At 44.6% G+C, this 14,594-nt stretch carries 7 protein-coding genes; 5 read left to right on the forward strand and 2 right to left on the reverse strand.

Translation table 11 applies throughout. From position 1 onward, the window contains the following. Position 1: 1 nt before the first annotated feature. Entirely contained in the window at positions 2-2,980 is a 2,979-nt protein-coding gene (locus tag DDR33_RS07675) for a glycosyl hydrolase 115 family protein (protein ID WP_202913679.1), read from the reverse strand. Positions 2,981-3,410: 430 nt separating this feature from the next. Here DDR33_RS07675 and DDR33_RS07680 point away from each other — a divergent pair, with 430 nt between their 5' ends. The 5 genes from DDR33_RS07680 to DDR33_RS07700 all read left to right on the forward strand — a co-directional run bounded on the left by DDR33_RS07680 (position 3,411) and on the right by DDR33_RS07700 (position 13,489). After that, positions 3,411-4,787, forward strand: a complete 1,377-nt coding sequence (locus tag DDR33_RS07680; RefSeq protein ID WP_109415191.1) for an IPT/TIG domain-containing protein — start codon at positions 3,411-3,413, stop codon at positions 4,785-4,787. Positions 4,788-4,894: 107 nt separating this feature from the next. Beyond that, positions 4,895-7,978 (forward strand): SusC/RagA family TonB-linked outer membrane protein, encoded by a 3,084-nt coding sequence (locus tag DDR33_RS07685; protein WP_109415192.1) that lies wholly within the window; start codon positions 4,895-4,897, stop codon positions 7,976-7,978. 10 nt (positions 7,979-7,988) lie between these two features. Next, the gene (locus DDR33_RS07690) at positions 7,989-9,992 is read left to right on the forward strand and encodes a RagB/SusD family nutrient uptake outer membrane protein (RefSeq protein WP_109415193.1); all 2,004 of its coding nucleotides are present in this window, start codon (positions 7,989-7,991) and stop codon (positions 9,990-9,992) included. 19 nt (positions 9,993-10,011) lie between these two features. Next, on the forward strand, positions 10,012-11,016 hold the full coding sequence (locus DDR33_RS07695; RefSeq protein WP_109415194.1) for a DUF4973 domain-containing protein: 1,005 nt from the start codon (positions 10,012-10,014) through the stop codon (positions 11,014-11,016). 259 nt (positions 11,017-11,275) lie between these two features. Further along, positions 11,276-13,489 (forward strand): alpha-N-acetylglucosaminidase, encoded by a 2,214-nt coding sequence (locus DDR33_RS07700; RefSeq protein ID WP_109415195.1) that lies wholly within the window; start codon positions 11,276-11,278, stop codon positions 13,487-13,489. Between the two features lie 75 nt (positions 13,490-13,564). Here DDR33_RS07700 and DDR33_RS07705 read toward each other — a convergent pair whose 3' ends face one another. Beyond that, complete coding sequence (locus DDR33_RS07705; RefSeq protein ID WP_109415196.1) at positions 13,565-14,386, reverse strand: hypothetical protein; 822 nt, start codon at positions 14,384-14,386, stop codon at positions 13,565-13,567. Positions 14,387-14,594: the final 208 nt, after the last annotated feature.

The following is a 14,594-nucleotide window of genomic DNA, read 5'->3' on the forward strand; positions in this document are numbered from 1 at the left end:
GCTACTTTACCTGCGTTATTACTTTTGTCGCCGGCGGGCCGAGATAGGATCTTTTCATCCCACCGAAATCAAGCACAATCTTCGAAATAACCAGGCCCGGATCGCCGCAAAGGATCCTGAGGGTATGTTTGCCCGGACTATTGATGTGAAGTACTGATTTTTTGACGGCACTGTTTCTCAGTACATTTTCGGACCATACCTGTGAGTATTCCATTGCCGATGTGGTGGGTTGTGATACAGGACCATCATCGATACATACACCATACTTGGTCTCTCCGCCCGAGGTTTCGTGCCCAAGAACCTTATCTGTACTTAGCGGAAAGGTTGGCAGGGCATAGGTATACACGTCCACCGAACCTGCATGGAATGTGTAAAAGTCGTATTCAAGACATGGCACAGTGCTGCTCATCGGGTTTTGGAAAGGAGCAGCCGGATCACCCAGCTGTACAGAAGCGCCTTCGTAACCAAGCCCGGGCACAATCCTCATTTTAATGTCTTCCGACTCCCGCTTATTCTGAAATTCCGATGCGTTGATGGAGATATACCCGTTGTCTTCCATAAACAGGCCATTGACATCAGCCAGGGTGGGGGATGCCGGGTTGAACACAGAAATCAATACGGATTCTTTTTGCTTGCCGGAAGTGATCGCAACCGAGCCTGAAACTCGTTCTCCCACGGGAACTTTTTTCCAGTCTACCGATACCCATATCCGGTCTTCTGTATCCGTAGATCCTCTTTTTGACTTCACGACGATCCAGTCGGCGGAGCTCTTCAATACCCATTTCAACGGACTTCTGCCTGAGTTAAAGATGTCGAAATAGTAAGATTGTCTGTTGTAGGTATTAAAAGAAGGAAGAGCATGAAAACTTCTCTGTCCTTTCAGTACATCCTCACCTTCAGCCAGGACGTTTAATACAGATGGTCCTGATAATGTAACCGAATCAAGGCGGGGAAGCTCAAAGTACGAAGCCGTAACTCCCTGCACCATGGACATCATTTGGTTCCATTTGCCGTTCAGCAATGAATTATATCCCCGGGTGATCACCTGTAAGCTGTCGTAGTACACTTTCACCTGCTCTTTCAGCTCGTTGGTGGCTGTCCGTTGCTGCCGGGCATACCATCGGTTTTTCTGAGCAGTCAGGTGCATTTTGTTCATCAGTTCGGCTCCTTTTACCGGGTAGTACAGCAATTGGTAAAAGGATGGTTTCTGATCGTCGTTAAGCTTGTCCATCAAGCTCTTGGCTAAACCTCCGATCCTCCCGTATTCCTTCAGCCTGGATTCTGCTTCCTGGTAGTTGGAAAAGGAAAAGTCGGTATCGGTGGTTCGTTCTCTTCCGTTTTTGTAGGTGTTCCATTCATAGCCCCATCCCATGGCTTCCGGTTTGCGCGAAAAGGCCAGGTGATAGTAAGCGGTTGTGATATCCAGTAACTGGTCGTAATATTCTTTTCCGAACAGGTTGCTCAGCCACGTTGCATGGTATCCTGCAATTACGTCATAATTGAATTTATCAATATCATAAGCCATGTCCATGAAAAGGGTAAAGGGGAATTCGCATGACTTAATATCTCCCACGTTGAGCAGCCACAGCCGGTCAGCGGAGGTGTCGTAAGCCTTGCGCAACTCTTCATACATAAGAGCCGGTGGCGTAGAGCTCAGCCATAAATAGTCGTGCGGTTTGCCCAGATAAGACGCATGGTAATATACTCCCGACCGGCCTGAACGTTTCTGTTCGGCGGCGTTGCTCAAACGCTTTAAATATCCGTAATTGTCATCCGGCCAGACAATCGTGACATCCTCAGGCAGTTCTAGCCCGTTGGTGTAGATATCAAGTACTTCCTTATAAGGGGTAAATGCCTGGGGGATTTGATTGGCGGGCTTCCCGAGCACATCTGTCAGGATCTTCCGCTGATCGCGCAAAGCCTCGCTTAATACTTTTACACGGTCACTTACCGAGCTGTTAACTGACATTGCTTTGTCATGTATTCCCCTGAGAGCTAGTGTGTAGACGTTTTCGAAAGCAGCATTGCTTCTAACACGGTCCCTGAGTACCTTATTAATGCCCTCTTTGTTCGTCATGTAGTCCCATTCACCCATTGTTTTTTTATCCCATTCACTGGCATTGTTAAACAACAAAGGTTCGGCGTGTACCGAGCCCATCACAATCGCAAAACTATCGGCAAGGAGTTTGTTTTCAGGTATTTGGTTAAAGGCAGTACTTGCTTCGTGCATGGCCGGGCACAGGTAATTTGCCTTTGTCCGAAGTAGTAGCTCAAAAATCTTCGCGTATGTTTTTGGGCCAATATTTCCCTGTTTCACGTCGAATGTCTTTTTTGCCCAGCGAAGCAGACCCCAGTCTTCGTCGTTTACATAAATCCCGCGGTATTTGACAGAGGGCTCGCGCGACAGCGTGACTGGTACCCGGAGGGTAAGCTGTGATCTTTTTACGATCGGCGCATCTGCCCACCAGTACCATGGAGACACTCCGATTGCTTCTGAAATGGAAAAAACACCGTAGGCAGTACCCCGTCGGTCACTGCCTGCTATGACCAGTGCTTTCTTTACTCCCGGAGCGGGATTGACAACAAGTTGAATGAGGTAAGATTCCCATTTTCCTTTTAAGCCATTGGCTTGCAGTTTTCCCTCCCGGGCCCACTTGTCAATCAGCCCGTTGCTGCCCAGTGTCCCGATAATGACACTGTTCTCTGCAAGCCGGGATTCTGATGTGATGACAGAAGGGAGCTGTCCGGTTACATTCTGAATATCTCCGGCAAACAGGCGGGTGGTTCTTTTTACAACCTCATAGTCTTTGGAATCGCAGTAAAGTATAGTTTGGGTCTGTGGGCCGGCCAGTCGGAACTCATTTTGAGTGACAGCATTGCCGGCAGACAAGCTTACCTGTGCCCGGCCGGTTTGTACCAGCAGGCTGGATAAACCGATCATCAGGAACATCTTTATTTCTGTAAGATGAAAACTGTTCATTTGTCAGGAATCTATATTTCTTAATTCTGTAGTTTTTGGTCAGCTACCCTCTTTTATTGGTTTTACTATGGAGCAAAGTAAGCCAATGAAACTTATAAAATCAGTTCAATTATTTGTCGATTCGTATCAGTTTGAACGGAACTACCCGGTTGATTTTTTGCTGTGTCACACGATTAGCCAAAGAATCCTTTCGGAATCACACCTGAAATACCGGCTGTGTGCTTTGATGAAATGTGATTATTGTCATGTTTTATGTTGGCATATAGAGATAAGTGTTGGATTTTTTAGTATTCGTTTGTATTTAACAGATTGTTTATCAAGTGTTTGTTGTTTTTGTTGGTGAGATTTTTTAAAGGTGGAGGTATCGGGCCATAATGAGGATAGAAGTAAATACACACCTTTGACTTGCTAACCTCTAAATGCAATATATATGAGAATTTTTACCAATTATTTACTTTTTTCAGTCATCTGTCTGCTCGCCCTAGGCGGATGTAAGAAGGATGAAGAAAAGAACAATGGCCCTGATCCTGGCCAGCCGGTTGTGTTCAGTGACTTCAGTCCCAAAAAGGGCTCTGTTAGTTCCAGGTTCTACATTTATGGAACAAATCTTGGTACCGATATTTCACGGATAAAAGTGTCTATCGGAGACCGAACCCTGAATGTTATAGGAGTTTCCGGCGATAAGGTTTATTGCATTGTTCCAAAGCGGACTAACACAGGCCTGGTAAAGGTAGTGATCTCCGGTGATGACGGGACGCCTGTTGCCGAGCATGTCTTCAGTGATCAGTTTACGTATGAAGCAAAAACATCAGTAGGAACCCTTGTAGGAAAAGTAGACCAGTATGGAAATTCTGCTGTTGTAGATGGCACTTTTGAAGAAGCAGGCTTCAACAATCCAACCTGGGCCCTTTTTGAGCCGCATACAAATACGCTTTTTGTGGTAGAGAGGGATAGGCTTGTCCGAAAAGTAGACATTAACGAAAGGCAGGTGTCTACTCTTATCACAAACGGTCAGGCTTCATTTAAGCAACTTCAGACAGCAACGCTGAGCTTCGATAATGACACATTGTTTTTAGTAGACGATAATGGACAAAATAATAAGAATTTTGTAGCGATTGCCTACACGCTTCGGTCTGAAAACTTCAGAAGAGTGCATCCTTACCTGTATGATCGTACCAGCTACGCCTGTGCTCATCACCCGGTAGACCATGTGATGTTTTTTAATACCTGGTGGGGCGGGGGATTAATGAAAGCGTTTTATGATCCTGTAATTGGAGGTCTAAATTCAAAAGAACTTTTCAGGGTGGGGGGAAATAATGATATTAAGACAACCATCTTTTTCCACCCGTCGGGTAACTATGCTTACTTTCTGGAAGGCGGATGTGTGTACAAAAGCAGGTATAACTGGAGCACCAGGGAACTGGAGGCACCTATTGTCTTTGCCGGGGCCCAGGGTTATCGAGGAGATATAGATGCTATCGGCACCTCGGCCAGATTTTCTTTCCTTTACCAGGGAGTATTCGTGAAAAATCCGGATTACGCCGGGAAGGAAGACGAATACGATTTTTATGTCTGTGATGTTGACAATCATAGTGTCCGTATTGTATCGCCCACAGGTGAGGTGTCTACATTTGCCGGAAAGGGAAGCCCTTCTTCCGATGGTAAAAAAGAGGGATATATCGATGGCGATCTGCGGAAAGAGGCTCGCTTTAACAGACCGAGCGGGATTGCGTACGATGCCGAGCATGAAATCTTCTACATCACTGAAATCAACAATAAAAGGATCCGTACCATTAGTGTTGAATAAGGTATAAGCACTGTTTAACCAAAGTTTTTCAGAAAAATATTATCTGCTCCGTTTACGTGGTTGAAACGGCCATGGTATGGCATTTCAGATAATACAAATCATAACACATGAAGAAATACATAATTATCCTTTTATGGATGTGGGGTTGTTTTGCGCAGGTATTTGGGCAAAACGACAGAATCCCTGTGACTGTCAAAGGCAGGGTAGTAGATAAAAATAATGAAGCCCTGCCAGGGGTTTCTGTAACTGTTAAAGATCAGCCCGGGCTGGGCGTTCCCACCGACGTGAATGGAAAGTTTACAATTAAAACGGATAAGTACAGGGTTCTGGTATTTTCCTTTATTGGATTTGTAACCCGCGAAGTACTGATCAAAGATGAACTTGAGATTAATGTTGTTCTGAAGGAAGCAGAGTCAAATGCACTGGATGAAATTGTAGTGACGGCGACTGGTCCACAGAAGAAGGTGACCGTGACGGGTGCCGTTACCACCGTAGATCTTAGTACATTAAAAACGCCTGGTTCCAGTATTACCAATGCATTAGCCGGGAATGTTGCAGGCGTTTTAACCATGCAGCGCTCAGGACAACCGGGTAATAACTCGGCAGAATTTTGGGTTCGTGGTATCTCTACTTTTGGCGCGGGTACAGCAGCCCTGGTTTTGGTGGATGGTTTTGAGAGAAGCCTGAATGAAATCAATATTGAAGATATTGAATCTTTCTCTGTACTTAAAGATGCTTCCGCTACTGCTATATATGGGTCACGCGGGGCAAATGGTGTGGTATTAGTTTCTACTAAACGGGGGAAAGCTGGTAAAGTGGCAATAAGCGGTAAGGCAGAGGGCTCTTATAATACCAGGACCTATACACCGGAGTTTGTAGGTGGATATATCTATGCTCAATTAATGAATGAAGCGCGGAGTACACGCAACCAAACCTCTTTTTATACAGATGACGATCTCGGACTTATACGTGATGGTCTGGATCCGGATCTTTTCCCCAATATCAACTGGATGAAAATGTTCCTCAAAGATGGCGCCTACACCAAGAGAGGTTCATTAAACTTTGACGGCGGGGGAGCTACCGCAAGATATTTTGTGTCGGGGAGCTATATTGATGAGGGAGGAATGTATGCTGTCGACGAAACGATAAAAGATTACAATACCAATGCCAATTATAAAAGATGGAATTACAGGACAAATGTAGATATGAACCTGACGAAAACAACCTTAGTGAAGGTTGGAATAGCAGGATCACTTGGTAAGCAAAACTTACCCGGAGGTACATACGATGAAATTTGGGCCTCATTAATGGGGCAAAATCCTATCGCTATTCCGATTCGTTATTCCAACGGGTATGTAGCTTCCAGGGGAGGAGCGGAACGGAATAACCCCTGGACCTTAATTACCCAGCAAGGGTACATCGAAAACTGGGAGAATAAGATCCAGACCAATGTGACCCTGGAACAGGATCTGAACTTTGTTGCCAAAGGACTCCGTTTTGTAGGAAGATATGGCTACGATACGAATAATAAAAACTATATCAGACGAATGAAATGGCCGGAAGGATGGGAAGCGGAAAGATCAAGGGATCCGGATGGTAACCTGATATTTCATCAGCGTATTGGTGAAAGATTATTGTTCCAGGTTTCTGATGCCAGTGGCGAGCGCTTAGAGTTTTTGCAGGGCGAGCTTCATTATGCTAAAGATATAGGCAATCATAACTTCGGGGGTACACTGCAATATACCCAGGAGAAAAAGGTAAATACCTCCAACTATGGCGGAGACCTGATTCAGGGTATCGAACGTCGTAATCAACGGCTTGCCGGTCGGTTTACATACGGGTACAAGTACCGGTACTTTGTTGATTTTAACTTTGGCTACAACGGTTCGGAAAACTTTGCAACCGGTCACCAGTTCGATCTTTTTCCTGCCATTTCTGGTGCATGGAACATTGCAGAAGAGCCATTTATAAAGAAAAACCTGAGTTGGATGAATATGTTCAAACTTCGTTACTCTTATGGTAAGGTGGGGAATGACTACATGCCAACGCGTTTTCCATACCTGGCTTCTTTCAGAACTTTTAATAATACGGACGATCCTGACAAGGGGTTCAACTGGGGGGATATTGAAAGCAACTATAAGTTTCCTGGCTTAACCTATGACAATATAGCCTCTAATGCGGTGACCTGGGAAGTGGCAACTAAACATAATTTGGGTCTCGATTTTTCATTGTTTCATGATAAGATCGGCGGTGCTCTGGATTATTTTCATGAACAAAGGGACGGAATCTATATGCCGCGGTATTTTGTCCCGGCAAGTGTTGGTCTGCAGGGAGCCGCGCCCAGTGCTAATGTAGGGTCTGCAGTATCAAGAGGCTTTGACGGGCAGATAAAGATTTCACAAAATATAGGGAAGGTAAATTTCACCCTGCGCGGTACCATGACGTATGGTAAGAATGAGGTATTGGAGTTTGACGAGCAGTATAGTAATTACCCTTACAATACCAAAGCCGGATTTAGGGTCAACCAGAACAGAGGCCTGGTTGCTCTGGGGCTCTTTAAAGACTATGATGATATCAGGGATAGCCCGGTACAGACTTTTGGATCCGTGATGCCCGGAGATATCAAATATAAGGATATAAATGGCGACGGTAAAATAGATGCTGATAATGATGTAGTACCTGTTGGGGCAACTCCTTACCCCAACTTGGTTTACGGATTTGCTCTTGTCACCCAGTGGAAAAACCTGGATATCAATATATTTTTTCAGGGTGTAGGTAAATCGTCTTTTTTTATCGATGGTTATACCGTATACCCTTTCAGCCAGGGGGACTGGGGGAACATCCTGACAGACGTGGTCAGATCAAACCGCTGGGTCCTTGGTGAAAACGAAGATATAAATGCAGCATATCCCAGGCTAAGTTATGGTGGCAATTCGAACAATTACAGGCCTTCATCATATTGGCTGAGGGAAAGTTCCTATTTGCGTCTTAAAACAATGGAAGCGGGCTACACCCTGCCAAAGAGGATTATTAATAAATTCCATGTGAATAATCTAAGGCTGTTTTTCATGGGCACCAACGTGCTCACCTTCTCCAAATTCAAGTTGTGGGATCCTGAAATGAACAGTTCCAATGGTCAGCAGTATCCGCTCGCAAAGACCTTCACCTTTGGCGTAAGTGCAACCCTATAAACTAAAAGAAATGAAAGCAAAGTACATCATCATTATACTGCTGGCTGGCTCAGGTCTTTTTACGAATTCCTGTAAAGATTACCTGAATGTAGAACATTACTTCAACGACAGGCAAAGCGAAGAACGGATATTTAACAGCAGAGACTATACGGAACAATGGCTGGCCTATTGTTATAATCAACTATTAAACTACAATCTCGAAATCGGACATAAAAACTTTACTGTTTCCAACTATGCAGATGACATGTTTTATAACGAAGGAGGAAACGGCGCTGATTACAGGAGATTTAAATTTGGAGAGTATGATTATAACTGGTACAAAGACTCATGGTCGCAATCCTATGCCGGTATCCGTCAGGCCTCGGTCATGATCAACACCATGGCAGAAGGTGGTACTTTTTCTGATAAAGAAGTGGCTCAGTATAAGGCAGAGGCCCGTTTTATAAGGGCTTATTTATATTGGTTGCTCCTGCGAAAATATGGTCCGGTTCCAATCATGCCTGAAAAGGGAGTGGATTATGATCTGACTTATGATAAGTTGTCGTATCCCCGCAACACCTACGATGAGGTAGCTGATTTTATTTCGTCTGAAATGGTTTTGGCAGCTAAAGATCTGCCATTAAAAAGGGACAATCGTAATATTGCCCGTCCTACACGTGGTGCTGCTTTAGCCACCAGGGCAAAGGCATTGCTGTATGCAGCCAGCCCCTTAGCTAACGGCAATACCGAGATGGCCATTTTTACTGATAGTGAAGGGAAGGTGCTGATCTCTCAGCAATACAGCGAAGAAAAGTGGGCGAGAGCGGCAGCCGCCGCTAAAGATGTTATGGATTTGAATGTGTACAAGCTTTATACCGCTGAAATAAAGAATAAAGGCACAACGGATTATCCGGCAACCATAATCCCTCCCTATAATCCCAAATACTCGAACAAAAACTTCCCTGAGGGATGGGCTAATATAGATCCGTTCGAGTCATACAGAGCTTTATTCAACGGTGACCTGTATGCCGCCGAAAATCCTGAGATGATCTTCACCAGAGGTGAGAATCAGACCGATCAGGAACATGGTGTGATTGCCTTAACAAGGCATCAGATGCCCCAGATGGCCGGAGGTTGGAATTGTCACGGCCTTACATTAAAGCAATGTGATGCTTATGACATGTCGGACGGACGGCCGTTTAACCGGGCGGAGATTTTAGCCAAATATGGATCCAATATGTTTGTGCAAAGCAGCGAAGTAGATCAATTTAAGCCTCTTAAGGCGAATGTTTGGAAAGAATTTGCAAACCGGGAACCGAGATTCTATGCATCAGTAGCTTATAGCGGAGCAGTGTGGACTATGTCAAGTGCGACGAACGATCCGGGTAACAATACCAACAAGCAGGTGTTTTATTATCGTGGCGAGAATGAAGGCAGGGTAAACGGTGATCGCTGGCTGCCCACGGGGATTGGAATGATGAAATATGTCAACCCGAAAGATAATGCTTCTAACGGTGGTAATATCTATCCGAAAGTAGAGATTGCCATCCGGTATGCAGATATCCTTCTCATGTACGCGGAAGCGCTTAATGAACTGTCTGGCTCTTATAATATACCGTCCTGGGATGGAACGACTACCCATGCCATCTCAAGAGATATTAACGAAATTGGCAAGGCTATTTCTCCTGTACGTATTCGCGCGGGGGTGCCTGATTATGAGATGCAGGTGTATGCAGACAGAAATAGTTTACGTAATAGTATTAAACATGAGAGGCAGATTGAATTGCTGGCAGAAAATCAGCGTTACTATGACTTAAGAAGGTGGAAAGACGCACCTGTGGAAGAAGCGAAGCAGATCTACGGTTATAATACATTGATTACTAAAGGAAACGCAGCTCTCTTCTACTCGCCTATACCGGTACCTCTCCTGCAAACCGCATTTTCCCTGAAAATGTATTTCTGGCCTATCGACTGGGATGAGTTGCGTAAGAATAAACGTATGACGCAGGCACCGGGTTGGCCCTCTTTTGATTAACGTATAATGGTTTATTATTATGAAAAGTTTCTATAAATATATCGTCGTACTGACGTTGATTATGCCTTTTGCGGCATGTAATGATGAATGGGAAGAGGAATTATACACCAATTTGGTATCTTTTAAGGCTCCTGTTGGAGGTGAAGGCGTCACTGAAATCTATCTCCGTTATAAGAAGGATGGAGAGGTGGAATATAACCTTCCTGTAATTGTCAGCGGTTCACAGGAGAGCGAAAAGGATCTGAATGTACAAATAGAGGTTGATAAGGACACGCTGAATATTTTCAACCAGGAAAAATACCAGTACCGGACAGATTTGTATTTTAAACAGTTACCTGCTCAGTTTTTTGAACTGCCTTCCGGTCCCTGCTTTATTGCGAAAGGATCACATACCGCAAACCACAAGATTAAATTCAAGTTCTCAAACCTCAATCTTGTTGAGCGATGGGTACTTCCCCTCACAATTAAGGATGATCCCTCTTATAAAGTGAATTATCGGAAAGGCTGGAGGAAAGCATTGCTTTATGTAAAACCATTCAATAGCTATTCAGGAAGCTATTCTGCGACGTCAATGAATATTTATTTTGATGGTGAGAATAATTCGAAGGCTATGGTTATGAGTACCAAAAACGCCTGGGTGGTCGACGAGAATACAGTGTTCTTTTATGCCGGGATGGTAGAAGAACGCTCTGAGGAGCGTGGTGATTATAAGATTTTAATGCGCTTTGGTGAACCTGTTGAAAATGCAGACGGTACTAAAACAGGCACTCTTACTGTAGTAGCAGAAAATCCTGCTATAAACTTCGAGTTGCTGAACCAGCCCACTTATCAGATCAAAAAGGTGGTAGATCCGACCTTGCCTTATCTGGTTAGTGAATACTGTACAGTTAACATTAATTATAAGTATAACGATATCACATCCATTCCTAATATGCCCATTCGATATAGAGCAGAAGGTTCAATGACAATGGAGAGGAGAAAAAATACAACTATTCCCGACGAGGACCAGGCGATACAATGGTGATACAATTTATCATTCAGCATCTTCCCGTTTTATTGGGAAGATGCTGAATGGATATTGCTGAATGAATTCGCACAAATTTATCTTTCATTGTATGCGGGTGGTACTTTGCTGTCACAATGAGACAAATAGACAAAATCCTGAACAGTAGTTTACCGGAGTAATATGCTATTTTTGAAATGAAAGGAACCATTTTGTAAACACACAAATGAAAGGGCATACCGGTGGAATAACGGAAATGACACGGTGGTAATGATAAACTATGACTTTAAGATTCTGTTTAACATTAATTTTTGCTTTTCTATGCCTGAGCAAGGTAGGGGCTCAAACAGCAACTTCTTCTTCTTTAGATCAACTTATCAGAAGAGTGTTGCCCAGGCATTACACCTCTTTTTCAACTGAGCGTATCTCTTCTGAAAATGGGAAGGACGTTTACGAGATCGAAAGCATCGGTCACCGGATTGTATTAAGGGGAAGCAGCGGAGTTGCCACCGCATCTGCCTTGTATCAGTATCTTACTGAATTTTGCGGTGCACAGATTACCTGGAATGGAGTGAATCTGGAGCTTCCCGCAGATCTCCCGCTTCCGAAAGAAAAAATCAGGAAGGTGACACCCTACGATTACAGATACTACCTCAACTATTGCACGTTTAACTACAGCATGAGCTGGTGGGACTGGGAGAGATGGGAAAAGGAGATTGATTGGATGGCTCTGCACGGCCTTAACATGCCCCTGGCTATCACTGGCGAGGAATATACCTGGTACTTATTATATAAAGAAATGGGCTTCAGTGATGATGACTTGAAAGCCTTTTTTACCGGGCCGGCTTATTTCGGGTGGTTCTGGATGGGCAATATGGACGGTTGGGGAGGACCGCTTCCGGTTTCCTGGATGAAGAGCCATTTCGAACTGCAGAAAAAGATACTCGTGAGGCAGCGTTCTCTGGGTATGAAGCCTGTGCTTCCCGCTTTTACAGGTCATGTTCCTGCCGCCTTTAAAAAGAAGTTCCCAAATGCGAAGCTGAAAGCCACCAACTGGAATAACGGCTTTGCCGATACGTATATACTGGATGCAGAGGATCCGATGTTTGCGGAAATTGGAAGAAAATTCCTGGAGAAACAAACCGCCCTGCTGGGTACCGATCATCTGTATTCTGCTGATACATTTAATGAAAACGAACCTCCTTCTGATGAGCCGGAATACCTTGGTAAACTGAGTGCAAGGCTTTACGACGGCATGAGACAGGCAGATCCCGAAGCGGTTTGGGTAATGCAGGGATGGCTGTTCTACAGCGATCGTAAATTCTGGAAGGAGCCGCAAACAGAAGCTTTGCTGAAGGCTGTGCCGGGAGATAAGATGATCCTGCTCGACCTTGCCACGGAAATAGAACCTATATGGAAGCGCACTCGGGCTTTTTACGGCAAACCATGGATCTGGAACATGCTTCATAATTTCGGGGGGAACACGAATTTGTTTGGCCGGATGGATGTCATCGCCAAAGCCCCTGCAGAGGCATTGAATGACCCGAAGAGCGGAAGCCTGAAAGGAATAGGATTGACCATGGAAGGGATTGAACAAAATCCTGTCATGTATGAACTAATGGCGGCCAATATATGGCGAAATACAACAATAGACCTGGATAAATGGCTGCCCCGGTATGTTCGCAACCGTTATGGTTCATCCGACCCTCATGCCCTGAAGGCATGGGATATTTTGAGAAAGACAGTATACAGAGTGCCGGCTAACAAATACATCAGGGACGGAGCTGAGTCTATTGTGCAGGCAAGACCAACGCTTGACTCCATGACCCAATGGACTAAAACAAAACTGAATTACAATGCCGCAGACTTGTTACCGGCCTGGGACGAACTGATTAGCGCCGCTAAGACATGCAAAGCCAGCGATGGTTATCAATACGACCTGGTAGATTTAAGCAGGCAAGTATTGGCAAACTATGCACTTCCACTGCAGCGCGAATTTGTTCAGGCTTACCGGGAAAAAGACCTGCGCCGGTTCCAGTCGGCATCTTCGATGTTCATTATCTTAATAGAGGATATGGACAGACTTCTGGCTACCCGGAGAGACTTTATGTTAGGTCCCTGGGTCGCGGATGCCAGAAAGTGGGGGACCAGCAACGCTGAAAAAAAACTGTATGAAATGAACGCGAAAGACCTCATCACCCTCTGGGGCGGACCCGATAGTCCCCTGCATGAATATGCTTGCCGGCAATGGAGTGGATTGATGAATGATTTTTATAAACCCCGGTGGCAACTATTTTTCAGCAGGGTCTCAGAAGCTCTTCAATTGCAGAATGAACTTAACCAGAAAGCATTCCTCCAGGAAATCAAAAAATGGGAATGGCAATGGGTAAACCAGCAAAAGGAATATCCGGTGAAGACAAAAGGTGATCCCGTACAAACGGCGATCGCGATGCACCAGAAATACCGTAAATTGATGCAGGGGCTCCGTTTCTGAGCCAGACGCGAAAACCTTCAGAGAATGTTGTCTCAATCGGTATGCTTTGTATGGATCAGTTAAAGATCTGACTGGTTAGTAAGGAAATATCAGAAAAGGAACAGCCGGAGGCATATCCTCCTGTCCGCCTTTAAACAATTCAATCACTTCATCACAGTGAAGATGATTATTCACCATTACCAGTAACTCGTTTTGCATACCATGCACAAGTACGTCCAGAACTTTTTGCGTTTGCTTTTCTTTAATGTTATCGAATCCCAGTTTCTCATATCGTACAATAGAGCCGATTGTTTCTTTGAAAAGGGACCTGGCATATGTCTGTTCCATATCCGGAAGGCCTTTTGCAGCGAGGTGAGCAAGAAGAATATGCGCATTAAAAGGCTTTCCAAAAGAGGCAAGGAAGCGTACTATGTTTAACTGGCAGTATCGCAAGTCGGTGAGGTAGGCTATTCGTTCAAACGAAATGATCCCGCCTTTATCCGGTAAAAGCAGCAGCGGACATCCTATCCTGGAAAGGATGGAACAAAATCCGCCAAATTCAGATGCAGAGCCACTGTCTGTTGCATATCCACGAACCACCATCCAGACATCCTGTCCGTTAATGACATCTGCCAGTTCCGATATGACAAGGGCCGACGCATCCAATTCATTAATAGCAGGGACAAATTTATCCAGCGTTGCTTCAAACAGGTCAGAATTGAGGTCTTGCTCAAGCTCCAGTACCGGAAGACCCGGCTTTCCGCTCCTCCCTGCAGTTACAAACACTTGTTTAGGTTTCTTTTTTAAGTTTGCAATCAGGATATTGGCCTGGTGCTGTTGGGCAATGTGCATGACATTTTTTGCAGCCATGACCGAAGCGTCCGAACCATCGTTGATAAAAAGGATCTTTTTCATCATTATTATGAGGTGAATGTTTAATAACTCATGCCATTATTATTGGTTTTTCATGCCTCAGTTAATTAACAAAGCGATAATTCGCAAAATTGTTTGAAAGAAAGAGGTGTTTTGGCACTGTTGTGACACCACGGATGCTCCTGATATTTTACAAGATCTCAGGCTCTGGCGGAAATAAGGTTAAATGTATTTTTAACATTTAAAAAATATG

Source organism: Pararcticibacter amylolyticus (assembly GCF_003130405.1).
GTDB classification, from domain to species: domain Bacteria; phylum Bacteroidota; class Bacteroidia; order Sphingobacteriales; family Sphingobacteriaceae; genus Arcticibacter; species Arcticibacter amylolyticus.

What these genes read in the sequence shown, in the direction of transcription:
- DDR33_RS07675 (WP_202913679.1), bottom strand. Translation starts at nt 2,980, where the DNA reads ATGAACAGTTTTCATCTTACAGAAATAAAGATGTTCCTGATGATCGGT.
- DDR33_RS07705 (WP_109415196.1), bottom strand. Translation starts at nt 14,386, where the DNA reads ATGATGAAAAAGATCCTTTTTATCAACGATGGTTCGGACGCTTCGGTC.
- DDR33_RS07695 (WP_109415194.1), top strand. Translation starts at nt 10,012, where the DNA reads ATGAAAAGTTTCTATAAATATATCGTCGTACTGACGTTGATTATGCCT.
- DDR33_RS07685 (WP_109415192.1), top strand. Translation starts at nt 4,895, where the DNA reads ATGAAGAAATACATAATTATCCTTTTATGGATGTGGGGTTGTTTTGCG.
- DDR33_RS07700 (WP_109415195.1), top strand. Translation starts at nt 11,276, where the DNA reads ATGACTTTAAGATTCTGTTTAACATTAATTTTTGCTTTTCTATGCCTG.
- DDR33_RS07690 (WP_109415193.1), top strand. Translation starts at nt 7,989, where the DNA reads ATGAAAGCAAAGTACATCATCATTATACTGCTGGCTGGCTCAGGTCTT.
- DDR33_RS07680 (WP_109415191.1), top strand. Translation starts at nt 3,411, where the DNA reads ATGAGAATTTTTACCAATTATTTACTTTTTTCAGTCATCTGTCTGCTC.